The following is an 18,607-nucleotide window of genomic DNA, read 5'->3' as shown; positions in this document are numbered from 1 at the left end:
GAGAAAAATTAAATGAAATATTATGGCTTGATGATCTTGTCGAGTATGTTATTGCTGAGCAGTTGTGCAAGTGTGTCTAATCAAGGATCAGCAGTTGATGTTCGATCTGAAAATGATGTGCAAATCTCAATTGCGGCGGATTCTTGTGATGATCAGAGTGCTGATGCTTGTAATGAGGTGCAAGATTACGGTGGTATCAAAAGTGAGTACGTGGTCAAGGGATGTAAAGTGACGATTTATAATGATGGGCCGATCAAAATGGTAAATGAAAAGACTGATCAGCCATGTAATGCACCAATCCCAGAAGACTATCCGTTTTCGACACGCGAAACTAAGACTTATATGCAAGATGGTTGTCTTGTGACAGAGTATTCTACAGGTGATGCTGTTATGGATTGTTCTAAGAAGAAATAATCGGCAAATAAAAAAACCTCGGAAATATCCGAGGTTTTTTGTCCAATTCGTAAAGCGATTAACGTTTAGAGAATTGAGGACGTTTACGAGCTTTACGTAAACCAAGTTTCTTACGTTCAACTTCACGAGCGTCACGAGTAACGAAACCAGCTTGACGAAGAGCAGGTTTTAAAGTTTCGTCAGCAGCGATCAATGCACGAGTAATACCGTGACGGATAGCGCCAGCTTGACCACCCATACCACCACCTTTAACAGTGATGTAAAGGTCATATTTTTCAGTTGCTTCTAAAAGCTCTAAAGGCTGACGCACAACCATACGAGCAGTTTCACGACCGAAATATTGCTCTAAAGTACGATTGTTAATTACGAGTTTGCCTGTACCAGCTGATAAGAAAACACGTGCAGTTGCGGTCTTACGGCGACCTGTACCATAGTTAGTAGCCATGTGCTGTATCCCTTAGATGTCCAAAACTTGTGGCTGTTGAGCAGTATGAGGATGCTCGCTACCAGCGTACACTTTCATCTTCTTGATCATCGCATAACCAAGAGGACCTTTTGGCAACATACCTTTTACAGCACGTTGGAAGATTTCTTCTGGTTTGTGCTCAACTAATTTTTCAAAATTAGTTTCGCGAATACCACCAGGGAAACCAGTGTGGCGATAGTATTTTTTATCAAGTGATTTGTTACCAGTCACTTGAACTTGTTCAGCATTGATCACAACGATGTAGTCACCAGTGTCAACGTGAGGAGTATAAGATGTTTTGTGCTTACCGCGTAAACGACGAGCGATTTCAGTCGCAAGACGACCTAAAGTTTTGCCTGAAGCATCAACAACGTACCAGTCGTGTTGAACTTCAGCAGGCTTAGCGCTGAGAGTTTTCATTAACCACTACCTATTATAGTTGGTTTGAGCAAGGAATCGCCCAAACAAAAGGAGACCGAATTCTATATGAATTTATAAAAGGGCACAAGAACAATTCCATCAAGATGTCATATTTTGCTGCAATGTGACTGATTTTGTAAACAACAAGCGTGGATGGAAATCATGATTATTTATCTTGTGAGTGTATAGGATTTACCCTATTATTTTTATACCAAGTAATTAAAAAATAGAATTATTTATTTGTTTTTATGGGGAATTTGATGGAGTTGTCGTTTTCTACAAAAATTGTTGTAGTTGCACTATTAGTCGGTGTTTGTTCAGCACAGACAAATGCTCGACGACTTTATAAATGGGTAGATCAAACCAGTGTTACGAACTACTCTGAATTCCAGCCAAAAGAAGGTACCAGCCGAAAGCTTGAAGTTATCGAAAGTCGTGGGGATGAACATATCGACCCGATGATGGCTGTTACGAATGAAATGAAAGCGATTGAAATCCCTGTGGATCCGATGAATCTTCAAGACACATCAAGTGGCACAGCATCTCAAGCACCGAAACCAACGACGCAAACAATTGTTAAGCAAGGTGTCCTTGCTGCTCAACCTTATGTGAGTCCTGCAAGTGGTGTGGTTGCTTCATCGCCAGTTGAAAAGAAAGAGCAACCAATTGCTGTTGTTGAGAAAAAGGAAACAGTCGTAAATCCAATCGCTGAAAAAGTGAGTAGTAGTGTTGTGGTTATCGATAGACCTAGTAGTAGTGTCGTTGTCGTAGAGAAAAAAGATGAGTCTGCAACTGTTGCTCGTCCTGAGCATAAAAAGACACAGCAAAAGATTAATCCTTGGTCAAGATCACCAAATTTTGTACCTTCCAACTTAGTGCCTGAAAATTTACCGAAGTCTACAATGCCGTAGCGAAGATGTTTTTCAAAGGAATACTATAGCTACATTTAGATTTTCGCTACACTATATTGAAATCTAGATGATTGGCTGTTTCTATGCTTCCTTTATATGTGACTTCAGGTGAACCTACGGGAATTGGTCCAGATATCTGTCTGAGTTTGGCGGATCGTGTAGATGAACGCCCAGTAGTTATTCTCGCTGATATAAAAATGCTAGAGCAGCGTATTAATCAGTTGAATTTAAATGTTGAGATTGTCCCATATGGTGGGCAAGTGCAATCGAGTTTAAAAGGGCAACTATTTGTAGAACATGTACCTTTGAAAAACTCAGTTGTTCTAGGTCAATTGGATTCGGCTAATTCGGCTTATGTATTAGAACAATTACGACGTTCTGCTGATTATGCGATGACTGGAAAGAGTGTTGGGGTTGCGACAGCACCTGTGCAAAAGTCAATTATCAATGATGCTGGTATTCGCTTTAGTGGTCATACTGAATATTACCAAGAGTTTGCTGGTGTTGATCGTGTGGTGATGATGTTGGCAACTAAAACTTTACGTGTTGCATTAGTGACGACTCATTTGCCTTTACGCGATGTACCAGATGCAATTACCAAAGAGCGCCTAAAGCAAGTGATTGATATTTTAATTCATGATCTAAAAACAAAATTTAAAATAGCCGCACCTCGTATTTTAGTCTGTGGTTTGAATCCACATGCGGGTGAAGATGGCTATTTAGGGCGTGAAGAAATTGATGTGATCAATCCAGCTTTGGAAACTTATCGCGATCAAGGTATTGAAATGAGTCTGAGCTTACCCGCAGATACTCTATTTACGCCAGAAAATCTGAAAGATGCGGACGCTGTTTTAGCGATGTATCACGATCAAGGTTTACCTGTGTTAAAATCACAAGGCTTTGGTGAAGCAGTCAACATTACCTTAGGCTTACCATTTATTCGTACATCTGTCGATCACGGTACAGCACTTTCTCTTGCAGGCACTGGACAAGCAAAAGCATCGAGTTTGCATGTGGCAGTAGATTTAGCACTTGATTTAGCTCGAATCTCCCCAAATCCCTCTGCGTAAAAGAGGGGAGAGTTAAATCTGAAATTTTGAGTATAAATATATGTATCAAATTAATGCCCTAAACCCTAAAGATGAAGGGCATCAGGCTCGAAAACGTTTTGGTCAAAACTTTTTACATGACCAACGTGTGATTGCCAAAATTGTACGCTCAGTGAATCCGCGTGCCGGCGAAAATATTGTAGAAATTGGTCCAGGTTTGGCTGCGTTAACATCGCCTTTAATTGGTGAGTGTGATGCATTGACTGTTGTTGAGCTGGATCGCGATTTAGCAGCTGGTTTACCGGGGCGTGTACCTCATCCTGAACGTTTGACGATTGTTGAAGCAGATGCTTTGAAATATGACTTTACTCAACTTTTTCAAGAGGGTCGTCCGCTTCGCGTCGTTGGGAATTTGCCATATAACATTTCAACTCCGTTATTGTTTCACCTCTTGGAGTTTGGAGACAAAGTGAAAGATATGCACTTCATGTTGCAAAAAGAAGTGGTTGATCGTATTACTGCAACGCCAAACACTAAAGAATATGGCCGCTTATCAGTGATGATCCAATACTTCTGTAAGCCAACGTTCTTATTCGAAGTGCCGCCCGGTTCATTTAACCCTCCGCCGAAAGTAACATCTGCTGTGTTCCGTTTAGAACCTTATGAAACTAAGCCAATCGTTGCAAAAGATGAAAAAGCATTGGCACGGTTAGTGGGGCATGTATTTACCCAACGTCGTAAAACCTTACGTAATAGTTTAAAGGGAATGTTGGCGGAAGATGGTTTTGAAAAAGCTGGTGTCGATCCAATGGCTCGCCCTGAAACCTTGAGTTTAGCCGATTTTGTCGCATTGTCGGATCAAATGGTGGCTTAATGTCTAAACGCTATAATTATGTTATTGGCGATGTGCAAGGCTGTTTTGAAGCACTGAAAGCATTGCTAAAAGAAATCCGTTTTGATCCTGATCAAGATTTTTTGTGGTTCGCTGGTGATTTGGTTGCGCGTGGAGAGAATTCTGTAGGTGCTTTACGCTTTGTAAAAAAGTTAGCTGATCGTGGTGCTGCCTCAACCGTATTGGGTAATCATGACCTAACCTTGATTGCATGTGCGCGTGGTTTTAAAAAAGCAAAAGAGAAAGATGGTACGCAAGATATTATTGATGCTATAGATGGTGATGAACTGATTGATTGGTTACGTAAACAACCTTTAAGTTTAAGTCCAAATGCTAAAATGCTAATTACACACGCGGGTGTTCCATGTATTTGGGATGCTGAGCAAACAATTCAGTTGGCAAGCGAAGTACAGCAGATTGTTGGGCATGACGATCTAACTGTTTTGGATACTTTTCTTGCTGAAATGTACGGTGAACAACCTGATCTTTGGTCAGATCAACTGACAGGAATGGCACGATTGCGTTGTATTACCAACTATTTAACCCGTATGCGTTTAACTGATGCTAAAGGGCGTTTGGAGTTTGGTTTTAAAGATGCGCTTGATGCACCGATGCCAGTAGGTTTCCAGCCTTGGTTTGAGTTTGAAAGTCTGGCAGCACATACCCATCAATTAATTTTTGGGCATTGGGCTGCTTTACAGGGCAAGACTATTAATTCTCAAATTCAAAATGTTGATGGTGGCTGTGTTTGGGGGCAGCAATTGATGGCGTTCCGTTTGGAAGATCAACACATGTTTGCGGTGGATAATCCTTTGAGTTGATTATCTGACGATATGGTTTGAATGTCTAATTTCATGGTGAGGTTGGGCATTTTTTATTTTAAGACTGTCAAAAAACTGTCATACACTGATCATTAAAGTGTCAAAAATTATTTATAAGCTGTAAAGCATGAAAATAACGACACAAATGGATGGCGATATGCAAAGTACATACGCGACATCTTTATTAAAGCAAGATCAGTTTCCAGATAGTTTTAAATTCTACTTCAAAAGGAAACAGCTTAAAAATAAGCAAAATGAGTTTTCTGAGCTTGAAGAACTCGTACGTCCCCGTTTAAAAATTGCAATTGTGACTGAAACATGGCCGCCTGAAATAAATGGTGTTGCCTTATCAATGATGCAGCTTTGCCAAGGGTTACAACGCCTTGGACATAAAATCTTATTAGTCCGTCCAATTCAAAAAGCAGCATGTACTGAATTTCATCCTGATCAGGAATGTTTGGTCATGTCACAGCCAATCCCTAAGTATCCGAGTGTGCAGTTTGGCTGGCCGCAGTACATTAAAGTATCTAAAGCTTTTGAACGCTTTTCACCAGATGTTGTGCATATTGTGACAGAAGGGCCATTGGGTCTGACGGCACTCCAAGCGGCGAAGTCAAAGAAAATTGCAGTCTCAAGCGGATTCCATTCAGCATTCCATGATTTTAGTCGTTTCTTTGATTTGGCTTTTTTGGTAAAACCGATTCAGCGCTATTTAACATGGTTTCATAACAGTACGGATGTAACTTGTGTTCCAAGTCAATATACGGAACAAGCCTTACGTGGTTTTGGTGTGACTTGTCCTTTAGTCATTGTTGGGCGTGGGGTAGATACCAATAAGTTTTCTCCGCAACATCGCTCGCAAACGCTAAGACAACAGTGGGGTGCCGACACTGATACCCGTGTCATGCTATATGTGGGGCGATTATCTCCTGAAAAAGAAGTGGATGTATTGATTAAGAGTTTTCATGCGCTGCAAGCACAACAGGGTGAAAATGTTAAATTTGTGATTGTTGGTGAAGGGCCAGATCGAGTCCGTTTAGGAAAGTTAACAAGCTCGAAAGACGTTATTTTCACTGGTAGTTTGAGTGGGCAAGCGCTTTCTGAAGCATATGCGAGTGCAGATGTATTTACCTTTGCAAGTCAGGCTGACACTTTTGGAAATGTCGTTTTAGAAGCAATAGCGAGTGGTCTGCCTGTCGTGGCATATGATTATGTTTGTGCGCATCAATATGTAAAACAAGAAGTAACAGGATGGTTGAGTCCGCTTGGACATACATCCGATTTAATCCAATCCATTTGTCATTTACCAGCACTTCCAAAACTAAGACAAATGGGATTGCTGGCGAGCGAAACCGTACAAGAAAATAGCTGGCAGTTGCCCGTACAACAATTAGAACAAGCACTTTATCAGGTAGCAAAGGAGTCTCCCATGACCTCTACCTAAAGTATCCTCAGAAAGGAGAAAAAATATGAATCTTCAAAATGCAAAAATAAAAATACTAGATTTAGATTTAAAAGGGTGTGTATACCTTAACCATCTCTCACATTCTCAACGTATCGCCTTATTTTTTAAAACGATTAGTCGTTTGGGCGATGGGCCATTTTGGTATGTCATGTTGTTGTCCGTTTGGGCTTTACAAGGCTTGGCATATGGTCTTCAAATCTTATATCTAATTGTCGCAGGGTCGGTTGGTACGCTGATATACAAATATCTAAAACACAAAACAACACGACCAAGACCTTATCAAGTTCATCAAGTGATAGTCCTAGGTGAGCGACCTTTGGATCATTTTAGCTTTCCGTCAGGTCACACTTTGCACGCAGTTATGGTGACAATTACTTTAGGTTATATACAGCCAATTTTGCTGATATTGATGTTGCCATTTACAGTGTTGGTTGCATTATCAAGAATGGTATTAGGACTTCACTACCCAAGTGATGTGATCGTCGGTGCGACAATCGGTGCGACAGTTGCAAGTAGTATTATTCTCTTAGCACCAAGCTTTAACATTGTTTTGTGAGTAATCGGGTTGTGAATTTCTCAACAGAAAACTATTTTTTCAAGCGTATGTTTTGTTAAAGTAGCTCCAATCTCAAATATTTATTCAGGTTGTCATATGGGCTTACGTTGGACTGATACGATTGATATTGCAATTGAACTCGTAGAAGCACATCCAGATGTTGATCCACAGTGGATTCGTTTCACAGATTTACACGCATGGGTTTGTGCTTTACCTGAATTTAATGATGATCCTAATAAGTCAACTGAAGGTTTGCTAGAAGCAATCCAAATGGCATGGCTGGATGAAGTTCGATAAAAATTCATCAGAAATCGCTGAACTTTTACAGATTCAAGCTGATTATTGGCGATGACATCGGTATAATGCGGCAAATTTTTTTAGTTTACACCATAATAGGAGTCAATCATGGCGATTGAACGTACTTTATCTATCGTTAAACCTGATGCAGTTTCTAAAAACCACATCGGTGATATTTTTGCTCGTTTTGAAAAAGCTGGCTTAAAAATCGTTGCAACTAAAATGAAACACCTTTCTCAAGCTGATGCTGAAGGTTTCTATGCAGAGCACAAAGAACGTGGTTTCTTTGGTGATTTAGTTGCTTTCATGACTTCAGGTCCAGTTGTTGTATCTGTTCTTGAAGGTGAAAATGCAGTTCTTGCTCACCGCGAAATCTTAGGTGCTACTAACCCTAAAGAAGCTGCTCCAGGTACAATCCGCGCTGACTTCGCTGTAAGCATCGACGAAAATGCTGCTCACGGTTCTGACTCAGTTGCTTCAGCTGAGCGTGAAATCGCTTACTTCTTTGCTGATAACGAGATCTGCCCACGCACTCGTTAATCCAAAGCATTCGAACCAGATAAGTGGTATACTGCTTATCTGGTTTTTTGTTTTCTATAGATTGAGTTGTGTAAGTAATGCACAGCATTTCTAGCGTTGATATGGTTTAGGTAAATATTCATGAGTTCTGCAGTGGTCGTTTCATCAGAAAATTTAGATGAAAAACAACAGTCTGTTTCTACGCCTGTCGTTCATGCTGCCGACAAAAAAGTGAATCTACTAGGCATGTCACGTGCAGAGTTAGAAAAGTTTTTTGAAGATTTAGGTGAGAAGAAGTTTCGTGCTGGTCAGGTTATGAAATGGATTCACCAATTTTTTGTGACTGATTTTGCTGAGATGACCAATATCTCAGGTAAGTTAAGAGAAAAACTAGAAAAGATTTGCGAAATTAAAGCCCCTGAAGTGGTGCATCGTAATTATTCTAAAGATGGAACACGTAAATGGGTGTTTCGTGTAGGTGATGGTGAAGGCTCTTTAGTTGAAACTGTTTTGATTCCTGCTGAAGATAAAACGGGTGCAAGAAAGACACTTTGTATTTCTTCACAAGTGGGCTGCGCACTTGACTGTTCATTTTGTTCGACAGGAAAACAAGGTTTCCAACGTGATTTAACACCAGCTGAAATTATTGGTCAGTTGTGGATGGCGAACTATTCCTATATGGAAGAAGTGCCTGTTGCAGAGCGTGAACGTACTGTGACCAATGTGGTGATGATGGGTATGGGTGAGCCATTACTCAACTATGATGCTGTACTCAGTTCAATGCAATTGATGCTAGATGATTTCGCGTACGGAATGTCAAAGCGTCGTGTGACTTTATCGACCTCAGGTGTTGTACCTAAAATTGATCAATTGGCGCAAGATATTGATGTCGCTTTGGCGATTTCTTTACATGCACCAAATGATGAGTTACGTAATGAACTTGTTCCAATTAATAAGAAGTATCCACTGGAACAATTGATTGCTGCATGTCAGCGTTATTTAGCGAAAGATGGTAATGAAAGTGCTCGCCGTCACGTAACGATTGAATATGTAATGTTAGATGGCGTAAATGACCAACCAGAGCACGCACAACAATTATTAAAATTATTGAAAAACTTACCGAGTAAGATCAACTTAATTCCATTTAACCCGTTTCCACATGCGCCTTATGGTCGCTCAAGCCGTAATCGTATTATCGCATTTCAAAAAACTTTGTCTGATGCGGGATTTGTGTGTACGATTCGTCAGACACGTGGTGATGATATTGATGCTGCGTGTGGTCAATTAGTGGGACAGGTTGCTGATCGCACGCGTCGTGCTGAACAGTGGAAAAAGAAAGTGGCGCAACGGCAAGAAATTTTGCGCACACAAGGATAAAACTTGGGGAAAAGCGTTGAATACAACTCGATCAAAAACGATTATAGCAACTACTATTTTGTTCACTGTATTGGGTCTAACCGCCTGCCAATCGACAAAGACAACAAAAGATCCTGAAAAAGCTGTGCAAGTCCGAACACAACTTGCAGCAGAATATATTCGAACGCGTGACTTAGACTCGGCTAAACGATCATTAGATCAAGCCCTGAGAATAGATTCGCGAGATGCAAATGCCAATATGATGATGGGAATTTTGCTACAACAAGAAGGTAGCAAAACCAATATGGAAAAAGCAGAGTCTTATTTTAAGCGTGCAATTTCTTCTGAACCTGATAATGCCCAAGCTCGTAATAATTACGGTACATATTTGTATCAAATGGAGCGTTATAATGAGGCGATTGAGCAGTTTACGATTGCAGGTGCAACCCTAGGTTATGATCAACGTTTTCAATCGTTGGAAAATCTTGGGCGAATCTATTTAAAATTGGGCGATGTTGCGAATGCTGAAAAAGCATTCAAACAAGCGCTACAAGCAAATCGAAATGCGACAATATCAATGTTAGAGTTGTCGGAAATTTTCTATTTGCAACAAAACAATAGAGATGCATCGCAACTCTACGAACAATATGTTCGTAATGTGGGGCAGAAAAACCAAGGTGCTCGTGCGCTTTGGATAGGTTTACGCATTGCTCGAGCGAATGCGGATCAGTTAGGAATGCAAGTGTTAGTCAATCAGTTGCGTGCTTTATTTCCTGATAGTCCAGAATATCAACGTTATTTGCAATTACAGTACAGTACTGAGGCCGTATGGAAATAAATCCAAATTCACATCAGCCAACTGGCTCAAACTCACCGTCGCCTACGTTAGGAAATATTCAACGACCTGGTGAGTATTTGCGTCAAATTCGTATTGCACAAAAGAAAGAACTTGAAGAGATTGCAAACGTATTGAATATGCCAGTCAAAACATTGACGGCATTAGAGCAAGATGATTATAAATCTTTGCCAGAAGCAACCTTTATCAAAGGATATTATCGTGCATACGCAAAATGTTTAAATGCTGATGCGAGTGCGATCATTCAACGTTTCGATGAAATTTATGCGAATGATACAGGTCTTAAAGCAAGTCATGCTTTGAGTAACTCACCGATTAAAACCATGGGTAAGTTAACTGGTTCAAAAAGTGTACGTAACCGTCAGTGGTTAAAGCGTATTGTGATTTTGGCTGTCGTGCTATTGTTGGCATGGTTAGCTGTGATGGCCGTGCAAAACTGGACTTCAAGTCACAAAGATGATGCAGATGTACCAAAGATTAAGAACTCTGAAGTTGAGATTCTTCCAATGGGGAATGCAGTCGCTACTTCTGGAGATCAGCTTGTCTTGAACTTTAGCCGACCAACATCTGTGCATATTGTTGATGCTACAGGTAAAGTACTGGCAACAGGTCGTCAAGCATCAACTTTGAATTTGAGTGGTGAGTCACCGTTCCAAATTCGCTTAGATGATGCGACAGCTGTAGCATTGACTTTAAATCAGGAACAAATTTCATTGTCTCCTTATACTGTCAATGGAAAAGCAGAATTCCGTTTGTCTCGTTAATGCCAAAGAGTAGAGCTATACGATGATTGTGAACCCCATTAAACGCCGTCCAACACGTAAAATTCGTGTTGGTTCTGTGTATGTCGGTGGTGATGCGCCGATTAGTGTTCAAAGTATGACAAATACTGAGACTTGTGATGTTGATGCAACTGTTGCTCAAATCCAACGTTGCGTAGATGCTGGTGCAGACATCATGCGTGTTTCAGTTCCATCAATGGAAGCAGCTGAAGCATTTGGTGCGATTCGTAAACGCGTTTCTGTGCCTTTAGTTGCTGATATTCACTTTGATCATCGTATTGCATTGGCAGTTGCTGATTACGGTGCAGATTGTTTGCGGATTAACCCAGGTAATATTGGATCGGATCAAAAAGTTCGAGAGGTTGTTGCTGCTGCTAAACACCATGGTATTTCAATCCGTATTGGTGTGAATGCCGGCTCTTTGGAAAAAGATTTGCAAGTCAAATACGGTGAGCCAACGGGTCAAGCTTTGCTTGAATCTGCAATGCGCCATATTGATATTTTGGATCGTTTAGATTTCCATGAGTTTAAAGTCAGTGTAAAAGCATCGAATGTGTTTTTGACCATGGATGCTTATCGTTTACTTTCTCAGCAAATTGACAATCCATTGCATTTGGGTGTGACTGAGGCGGGGATTTATCGTACAGGTACAGTGAAGTCAGCAATCGCCTTGGGTGGTCTGTTGATGGAAGGTATTGGCGATACCATGCGTATTTCGCTTGCAGCTGAGCCTGAAGATGAAATTAAAATCGGTTTCGATATTTTAAAATCTTTGGGTTTGCGTTCAAATGGCATTAACTTTATTGCTTGTCCAAGTTGCTCACGTCAGGAATTCAATGTAATTCAGGTGATGCAGGCTTTAGAAGAGCGTTTAGAAGATGTGCGTACACCAATGGATGTGTCTGTCATTGGTTGTAAAGTGAATGGCCCGGGTGAAGCAAAAGAAGCGGATATCGGGGTGGTGGGTGCTGCTCCACGTTCACTTGTGTATCGTAATGGCGAGAAAAGTCATTTAATTGATACAAATCAGTTGGTTGATGAAATTGAAACAATGGTTCGTCAACGTGTTCAAGAGCTTGAAGAAGCAAAATCTAAAGAAATTATTCGTAGTTCATCATGAGTTCAATCGTCGCTATCAAAGGTTTTAATGACATCCTTCCATCGCAAACTGCGGCTTGGAGAAGTCTGGAACAACAACTTGCATCATTGATGGATGCTTACGGTTATCAACAAATCCGTTTGCCAATTGTTGAGCAAACTGGATTATTCAAGCGTGCTATTGGCGATGCAACCGATATTGTTGAAAAAGAAATGTATACCTTTTTTGACAAAGGGACACCGCCTGAATCACTGACTTTGCGTCCTGAAGGAACTGCGGGTTGTGTACGTGCGATGTTGGAACATAACTTATTACGCGGTGCAACACCGCGTGTTTGGTATGTTGGGCCAATGTTCCGCTATGAAAAGCCTCAAAAAGGTCGTTATCGTCAATTCCACCAGTTTGGTGTGGAAACCTTTGGTGTGGCAACGCCTGATATTGATGCTGAAATCATTCTGATGACCGCTCGTTTGTGGAAACGTATGGGTGTTGCAGCGAATGTTCGTCTTGAACTGAATACTCTGGGTGAAACAGAGGAGCGTGCAGAATATCGTGCTGCATTAGTCGAGTTCTTAAATCAGCACAAAGATGCATTAGATGAAGATTCTCAACGCCGTTTAACCACCAATCCTTTGCGTATTTTGGATTCTAAAAGTGAGTCTACGCAAAAGATTTTGGAAAATGCGCCGAAATTGCACGATTTCTTAAAAGAAGATTCTCTCAACCACTTCCAACAACTACAGCAGTATTTAACCGATGCAGGTGTAGAGTTCGTGATTAATCAAAAACTTGTTCGCGGGCTTGATTATTACAATAAAACGGTATTTGAATGGACCACAACCATGTTGGGTTCACAAGGTACTGTTTGTGCTGGCGGTCGATATGATGGCTTAGTTGGTCAGCTTAAAGGTAAAGCAGATCAATCAGTTCCAGCGGTTGGTTTTGCGATGGGGATGGAGCGTTTATTGCTTCTACTTGAGCAAGTTGAACAGGCAAAAGTTGTTCGTGATTGTGAAGTTTTCTTAGTGGCTGAACCTGCTTATCAATCAAAAGCTTTGGTATTAGCTGAACAAATTCGTGATCAGCTTGAAGCAGTGAATAGTTCGATTCGATTCAAAACGGGTTCACAGGGCAGTATGAAAAGCCAAATGAAAAAGGCTGATCAATCTGGTGCGGTTTTCGCTGTGATCTTGGGTGAGCGTGAGTGGGAATCTCAACAGCTATTGGTAAAAGAGCTTGCAACAGCAGAACAGTCTCAAGTGGCATTGAATGAGCTGACAGCATTTTTTATCGAAAAATTTAAACAATAAATTGCACAATATCTAGGAAAAGGACAATCACATGAGTTTAAGTGATGAAGAACAACTCGACCAGTTAAAGTCGTTTGCCAAAAAATATGGTTCTGCAATTATTAGCGGAATTCTCATTGCCCTGATTGCCTTTTTCGGATGGGAATATTGGCAAAAGAAGAATCTTACTGAAGCTCAAAGTCAAACGGCCAAAGTGCAAAAGTTAATGGACGAAGCAAAAGCTGCCTCAAGTCAGCCGAACGCTTTTGCAACATTATCTGAAGCCGCAGATAAAATTGTGAAAGAAGATCCTGATTCAGTTCAAGCGATCCAAACACAATTTATTTTGGCTAAAGTTGCGTATGATAAGCAAGATTATGCTGCTGCTGAGAAAGCATTAAAAAAAGTTGAAAACTCAAAAATTAAAGATGCTGGTCTGTTACAGATTGTCAAACTTCGTTTGGCTGATGCTCAGTTAGCACAAAAGAAATATGATGATGCTTTAAAAACTTTGACAGCGGTGACTGAGCCATCATTCAAAGCAACAGCCGATGAACTTCGTGGTGATATTTATGTTGCTAAGAAAGACAATGAATCTGCTCGTAAAGCGTATCAAAGTGCATGGGATGATCTCGTTAAACGTAAACAGGAACGTCAGCTTTTACAAATTAAACTCGAAAGTGTCGGCGTTTTAGTAGATGATCCTGAAATCGATAGCCCAATTGTAGATACCAAAGTGGATGAGTCTTAATGCAGAATAAACTAAAACTACCTTTGGCGATTGCAATTGCTTCAGCTTTATTGGTTGGATGTTCGAGCAATAAAGTAAAAGAAGCAAAACCAAATCCATTGCCAAAAATCACGCAACAACAAAATTTAAACCTCGTATTTTCTCAAAGCGTTTCCTCAACGAACGCTGCTGAAGCTTTACGCTTACAGCTAGATACGGATAACGGTGTGATTTTTGCTATTGATCCAGATGGTCAGGTTTCTGCGTATCAGGGTAAACAGCGTCTTTGGAAAAGTAAAATCACGAAACAAGAACTGACGGCTGGTGTTGAAGCTGGTGAAGGTGTTGTTGTTATCGGTAACCGTAAAGGGCAGCTTTTTGCTTTAGATCAAGCCACTGGTGAACAAAAGTGGACGACACAGCTATCAGGTGCGATTTTATCACCTTCATTGATTGAGTCAGGTCGTGTTATCACACTTGCTAATGACGGTACTGTATTTGCGCATGACGTGGTCACTGGACAGCAAGTTTGGGCATATAAGCTTCCAAATGTTCAGTTTAGCTTACGTGGACAGCCAGCACCCGTTGCGTTAGATGAACGTACAGTGTTAGTCGCTTCTGCAAATGCTTATATCTATGCTTTGGATATCATCAGCGGTGTACCTCGCTTCCAACGCCGTGTTGCAATTAGTGATGGCCGTTCTGATATTCAGCGATTGATTGATATCGTGGGTGATCCTGTTGTTGCTGGTCAGTTCTTGGTGACAACAAGCTTCCAAGGTCAAGTAACAGTAACCGATTTGGCTTCACAACGTGTGGTGTGGAGTGAAGATGCAAGCAGTACAAATCGTCCTGAAGTTGCGGATGACAAAGTATTTGTATCAACAGTTGATGGTAAGTTGAATGCCTATAACCTCACTACGGGTGAACTGGTATGGCAAAATGAAGAGTTATTAAACCGTAAGTTAAGCAATCCAGTCATGCTTGGTCAAAACCTTGTAGTAGGCGATTTGGATGGAGTGATTCACCTTATTGATCCGACAACAGGTAAGTTAGTTGGTCGTGCAAAAACTAGCGGTGAAGTGCAAACCTTGCGTGTGATTGACAATCAACTTTATGTGTCGACTCGAAAAGGTGCATTAAGCATTTGGCAGAATCGTTAATTTTACCTTCTGTTGTGGTAAAATATTCGATTAGCTATGGCTAACAAAAGAATGATCGGGGTATTTGTTTAGACAAAACCCCGAATTTTTATTGTGATCTGTGATCACCAAAATCTTCCATACTATTTCTGATACGATGTCATCTAGCGTGGCTCGTCTGAATTAAGGTTAATTTATGAAACCCGTTATTGCGCTCATTGGTCGTCCAAACGTCGGAAAATCAACGCTATTTAACCAAATCACAAAAAGTCGTGATGCTTTGGTTGCTGACTTCGCTGGTTTAACTCGTGACCGCAAATATGGTGACGCGGTTTATCAAAATAAATCTTTTATCGTTGTTGACACTGGTGGTATCGGTGAGAGCGAAGGCGGTATTGATTCGTACATGGCTGAGCAGTCAAAAACAGCGATTCATGAAGCAGATATTATCGTTTTTGTTGTCGATGCACGCGCAGGTTTATTGGCTTCAGATGAGCAAATTGCACGTGAACTTCGTACATTAGGCAAGAAAGTATATTTAGTTGCAAACAAAGTAGATGGTGTTCACGCTGAAGCTGCCTTAGTCGAGTTCTATAAACTTGGTATGGGTGAGCCAATGCAGGTTGCTGCGAGCCACGGGCGTGGTGTACAGCAGATGCTTGAAGAAGTATTGGCTGAGGTTCCAGAAGATGAAAACCCAGATGAACATAATAAAAATACAGGTTTACGCTTAGCGATTATTGGTCGTCCTAACGTAGGTAAATCAACCTTAGTCAACCGTTTACTCGGTGAAGAACGTGTGGTTGCATTTGACCAACCTGGTACAACCCGTGACTCAATTTATATTCCTTATGAGCGTGATGGTCGTCAATATACATTGATTGATACTGCGGGTGTCCGTCGTAAAGGTAAGGTCGATGAAATGATCGAGAAATTCTCGATCGTTAAAACACTACAAGCAATGAAAGATGCGCATGTCGTTGTGGTAGTGGTTGACGCTCGTGAAGGTATTGTTGAGCAAGATTTACATTTGATTGGCTACGCGCTTGAAGCAGGGCGTGCCATGGTGATTGCGATCAACAAATGGGACAACATGACCGAGTATGATCGTAAGCAATGTAAACTTGATGTGGAACGTCGTTTTGACTTTATTCCATGGGCGAAAATCCATTTGATTTCGGCATTACATGGTACGGGTGTGGGCGAGCTTTATCCATCGATTCACCGTGCTTATGAATCTGCAAATCTAAAAGTTTCTCCTGCGAAACTGACTCAGATTTTAAGTGATGCGACAGAGGCTCACCAGCCACCAATGATCAGTGGCCGTCGTATTAAAATGCGTTATGCGCATATGGGCGGACAAAATCCACCAACCATCGTAATTCACGGCAACAAGGTCGATAAGACTCCAGCGGATTATCGTCGTTATTTAGAAAATGTATTCCGTAAAGTGTATAAGCTTGAGGGCACACCAGTCCGTATTGACTTTAAAACGTCAGAAAACCCATTTGAAGGACGTAAGTCACAAGTGGATGAACGCGTTGCTGCACGTAAACGTCGTTATGTCCAAAAGTTTAAAAAAGCGGAAAAGAAATACAAGCGTTAAGCTAATCTTGAAGCAAAAAGCCCAAGCTCTGCTTTGGGCTTTTTAATTGCGCTTTTTTAGATGAATAGTATTAATTAATAATGCATTTATTTGTTAAGTTTAATTTCATAATTTATATCAACATTGTGGTTTTTTAATACATTGTTGATTTAAGTATTTGATATATATGTAAAATAATTTTTTGTTAAATTTCGTACTAATGCTATAATGCCACGCTCAAAATCCTTGTTTTAATGTTTTTTAATATATTTGGATTCAAAATTGAATGTTTAAGTTACATCTAACGGAACCGACATTGACTTATGCACAGCAAGATTATGCTGCGCTTAGTGCTGTTCCTGCAATGCAACGTCGACGTTTATCTCCATTGGCGAAAATAGCTTTAAATAGTGCTTTGAATGCTTTAGATGACTGTCGGGTAGACTATATTGTTTGGGCTTCAAAATATGGTGATGAACAAAAAACATTGGATATTCTACAAGATGTATTACAAGGTCAAACGCCATCACCAACACAATTTTCAACTTCTGTCCATAATGCTATTGCAGGCTTATATTCTATTTTATGCCAAGATGATACACCTTCAACAAGTTTGAGTTGTGAATGGACAGAAGCCTTAATAGAAGCCTATGCCGTGTTGAAATCATCACCTGAAATACAGCGTGTTTTAGTCGTGTCCTATGATCAAGCTTTACCCAGTGTTTATCGTGATGCCTATGATTTTCCTGCATATGCTTTAGCATGCGTAGTCAGCCTTGAGACTCCCAATTTAGAAATCATTGACTTATCTAATCCTGATTTAATAGAGAGTTTAGCGTTTTACAAATTTTGGCAATATGAAAATATTCCACAGTCTACAGTGAGATGGAAAAAATGCTAAAAGCCAATAAAATCAATAAAAAAGCTAATTATGCGTGGCGTGTTGCTGCAACAGGTTTCAGTTTTGCAAGTTTTGGTGCAGGCGGACTAGGGATCGCAACAGTTGTTGCTCCACTTGTTAATTTAACAAGTCGTAATTCAGAGACTCGCCAACAGCGTGCTCAGCAGGTGATTCGATATAGTTTTAAAGGCTTCACTGAAATGATGGTCAAATTAGGAATTATGACCTATTCAATTGAGGGCTTAGAAAAGCTAGAAAATAGTCGTCAAGAATTAGTTATTGCAAATCATCCGACATTAATTGATGTGGTTGTAATGATCGGATTGATGCAGCAGGCCAATTGTGTTGTTAAACAGTCTTTGTGGTCTAATCCGTTTACTCGAGGTGCTGTACGTAGTGCTGGTTACATTCTAAATGCGGGGTCACAGCAGTTCATTGAAGATTGTGTCGAGCGTTTAAAAGAAGAAAATGCAGCATCATTATTGATCTTTCCTGAAGGAACTAGGACTGAAAAAGGTGAGTGTTTGAATGAGTTTCAACGCGGCGCAGCAAATATTGCAATTCGAGCCAATGTGCCGATTCGCCCTGTTTTGATAAGTTGTACTCCATCTACCTTAACTAAAAATGAAAAATGGTATCATGTGCCGTCACAGCCTTTTCATATTGAAATTAAGGTGCTGGATGCAATTGAAGTTAAAGATATTTTAGTTGATTCAGAAATTTCACCTAAGCAGGTGCGCCAGTTGAATCAGAGTTTTTATCAAATTTTTAAAGATGAGTTGTCGAAAAATGAGCAATCTTGCTGATGAATTAAAACAAATGATTATTGATGTTCTCGTACTTGAGGATATCAGCATCAGTGATATTGAAACCGATGCACCACTTTTCGGAGAAGGCTTAGGTTTAGACTCTATTGATGCCTTGGAGTTAGGTCTTGCATTGAAAAAGCGTTATAACATTCATCTGAATGCAGAATCAGACGAAACTAAACAACATTTTAAATCAATTCAAAGCTTGGTTGCTTTGGTTGAAGCACAGCAAGCAGTTTAAGGAGTAG

22 protein-coding genes are annotated in these 18,607 nt (G+C 40.5%); 20 read left to right on the top strand and 2 right to left on the bottom strand.

The features are described from left to right. Window positions 1–12 precede the first annotated feature (12 nt). Entirely contained in the window at window positions 13–414 is a 402-nt protein-coding gene (locus F959_RS02990; RefSeq protein ID WP_004877430.1) for a hypothetical protein, read from the top strand. A 58-nt stretch (window positions 415–472) separates the two neighbouring features. Here F959_RS02990 and rpsI read toward each other — a convergent pair whose 3' ends face one another. Together rpsI and rplM are read right to left on the bottom strand one after the other, a co-directional pair. Next, the gene (gene rpsI, locus F959_RS02985) at window positions 473–859 is read right to left on the bottom strand and encodes a 30S ribosomal protein S9 (RefSeq protein WP_004877427.1); all 387 of its coding nucleotides are present in this window, start codon (window positions 857–859) and stop codon (window positions 473–475) included. A gap of 12 nt (window positions 860–871) precedes the next feature. After that, window positions 872–1,300, bottom strand: coding sequence for a 50S ribosomal protein L13 (rplM, locus tag F959_RS02980; RefSeq protein ID WP_004877426.1), 429 nt, complete (start codon window positions 1,298–1,300; stop codon window positions 872–874). Window positions 1,301–1,560: 260 nt separating this feature from the next. Here rplM and F959_RS02975 point away from each other — a divergent pair, with 260 nt between their 5' ends. The 19 genes from F959_RS02975 to F959_RS02885 all read left to right on the top strand — a co-directional run bounded on the left by F959_RS02975 (window position 1,561) and on the right by F959_RS02885 (window position 18,600). Beyond that, window positions 1,561–2,211, top strand: a complete 651-nt coding sequence (locus F959_RS02975) for a hypothetical protein (RefSeq protein WP_004877424.1) — start codon at window positions 1,561–1,563, stop codon at window positions 2,209–2,211. Between the two features lie 83 nt (window positions 2,212–2,294). Beyond that, on the top strand, window positions 2,295–3,281 hold the full coding sequence (gene pdxA / locus F959_RS02970) for a 4-hydroxythreonine-4-phosphate dehydrogenase PdxA (RefSeq protein ID WP_004877423.1): 987 nt from the start codon (window positions 2,295–2,297) through the stop codon (window positions 3,279–3,281). Window positions 3,282–3,321: 40 nt separating this feature from the next. Next, window positions 3,322–4,134: a 16S rRNA (adenine(1518)-N(6)/adenine(1519)-N(6))-dimethyltransferase RsmA gene (gene rsmA / locus F959_RS02965; RefSeq protein WP_004877421.1), complete on the top strand. Its 813-nt coding sequence runs from the start codon at window positions 3,322–3,324 to the stop codon at window positions 4,132–4,134. Further along, complete coding sequence (locus tag F959_RS02960) at window positions 4,134–4,973, top strand: symmetrical bis(5'-nucleosyl)-tetraphosphatase (RefSeq protein WP_004877420.1); 840 nt, start codon at window positions 4,134–4,136, stop codon at window positions 4,971–4,973. The genes rsmA and F959_RS02960 overlap by 1 nt, the downstream gene beginning before the upstream one ends. A 127-nt stretch (window positions 4,974–5,100) precedes the next feature. Beyond that, complete coding sequence (locus F959_RS02955) at window positions 5,101–6,417, top strand: glycosyltransferase family 4 protein (protein WP_017196673.1); 1,317 nt, start codon at window positions 5,101–5,103, stop codon at window positions 6,415–6,417. Between the two features lie 25 nt (window positions 6,418–6,442). Then, complete coding sequence (locus F959_RS02950) at window positions 6,443–6,994, top strand: phosphatase PAP2 family protein (protein ID WP_004877418.1); 552 nt, start codon at window positions 6,443–6,445, stop codon at window positions 6,992–6,994. Window positions 6,995–7,090: 96 nt separating this feature from the next. After that, entirely contained in the window at window positions 7,091–7,291 is a 201-nt protein-coding gene (gene iscX / locus F959_RS02945) for a Fe-S cluster assembly protein IscX (protein ID WP_004877416.1), read from the top strand. Between the two features lie 108 nt (window positions 7,292–7,399). Further along, a complete protein-coding gene (gene ndk, locus F959_RS02940; protein ID WP_003654870.1) occupies window positions 7,400–7,831 on the top strand; it encodes a nucleoside-diphosphate kinase in 432 nt (143 codons plus the stop codon). 120 nt (window positions 7,832–7,951) lie between these two features. Next, complete coding sequence (rlmN, locus tag F959_RS02935) at window positions 7,952–9,187, top strand: dual-specificity RNA methyltransferase RlmN (RefSeq protein ID WP_004877414.1); 1,236 nt, start codon at window positions 7,952–7,954, stop codon at window positions 9,185–9,187. 16 nt (window positions 9,188–9,203) lie between these two features. After that, window positions 9,204–10,004, top strand: a complete 801-nt coding sequence (pilW, locus tag F959_RS02930) for a type IV pilus biogenesis/stability protein PilW (RefSeq protein ID WP_004877407.1) — start codon at window positions 9,204–9,206, stop codon at window positions 10,002–10,004. Next, on the top strand, window positions 9,995–10,786 hold the full coding sequence (locus F959_RS02925; protein WP_004877405.1) for a helix-turn-helix domain-containing protein: 792 nt from the start codon (window positions 9,995–9,997) through the stop codon (window positions 10,784–10,786). The genes pilW and F959_RS02925 overlap by 10 nt, the downstream gene beginning before the upstream one ends. Window positions 10,787–10,808: 22 nt before the next feature. Then, window positions 10,809–11,924 (top strand): flavodoxin-dependent (E)-4-hydroxy-3-methylbut-2-enyl-diphosphate synthase, encoded by a 1,116-nt coding sequence (ispG, locus tag F959_RS02920; RefSeq protein WP_004877403.1) that lies wholly within the window; start codon window positions 10,809–10,811, stop codon window positions 11,922–11,924. Continuing rightward, a complete protein-coding gene (gene hisS, locus F959_RS02915) occupies window positions 11,921–13,213 on the top strand; it encodes a histidine--tRNA ligase (RefSeq protein WP_004877401.1) in 1,293 nt (430 codons plus the stop codon). The genes ispG and hisS overlap by 4 nt, the downstream gene beginning before the upstream one ends. Window positions 13,214–13,244: 31 nt before the next feature. Continuing rightward, window positions 13,245–13,943, top strand: coding sequence for a YfgM family protein (locus F959_RS02910; protein ID WP_004877396.1), 699 nt, complete (start codon window positions 13,245–13,247; stop codon window positions 13,941–13,943). After that, window positions 13,943–15,085: an outer membrane protein assembly factor BamB gene (bamB, locus tag F959_RS02905; RefSeq protein WP_004877394.1), complete on the top strand. Its 1,143-nt coding sequence runs from the start codon at window positions 13,943–13,945 to the stop codon at window positions 15,083–15,085. Before F959_RS02910 ends, bamB begins: the two co-directional genes overlap by 1 nt. Window positions 15,086–15,260: 175 nt before the next feature. Beyond that, complete coding sequence (der, locus tag F959_RS02900; RefSeq protein WP_004877392.1) at window positions 15,261–16,670, top strand: ribosome biogenesis GTPase Der; 1,410 nt, start codon at window positions 15,261–15,263, stop codon at window positions 16,668–16,670. Window positions 16,671–16,935: 265 nt separating this feature from the next. Continuing rightward, the gene (locus F959_RS02895; protein ID WP_004877390.1) at window positions 16,936–17,550 is read left to right on the top strand and encodes a beta-ketoacyl synthase chain length factor; all 615 of its coding nucleotides are present in this window, start codon (window positions 16,936–16,938) and stop codon (window positions 17,548–17,550) included. Beyond that, window positions 17,535–18,356, top strand: a complete 822-nt coding sequence (locus tag F959_RS02890; protein WP_017196675.1) for a lysophospholipid acyltransferase family protein — start codon at window positions 17,535–17,537, stop codon at window positions 18,354–18,356. The genes F959_RS02895 and F959_RS02890 overlap by 16 nt, the downstream gene beginning before the upstream one ends. Further along, window positions 18,340–18,600 carry a phosphopantetheine-binding protein gene (locus tag F959_RS02885; protein ID WP_004877386.1) on the top strand — a complete coding sequence of 87 codons (261 nt, stop codon included), beginning with the start codon at window positions 18,340–18,342 and terminating at the stop codon, window positions 18,598–18,600. The genes F959_RS02890 and F959_RS02885 overlap by 17 nt, the downstream gene beginning before the upstream one ends. Window positions 18,601–18,607: the final 7 nt, after the last annotated feature.

The organism is Acinetobacter venetianus RAG-1 = CIP 110063 (assembly GCF_000368585.1).
Classification (GTDB): domain Bacteria; phylum Pseudomonadota; class Gammaproteobacteria; order Pseudomonadales; family Moraxellaceae; genus Acinetobacter; species Acinetobacter venetianus.
The sequence above is the reverse complement of the archived record's forward strand: the minus strand, read 5'-3'. Positions and strand labels throughout refer to the sequence as shown.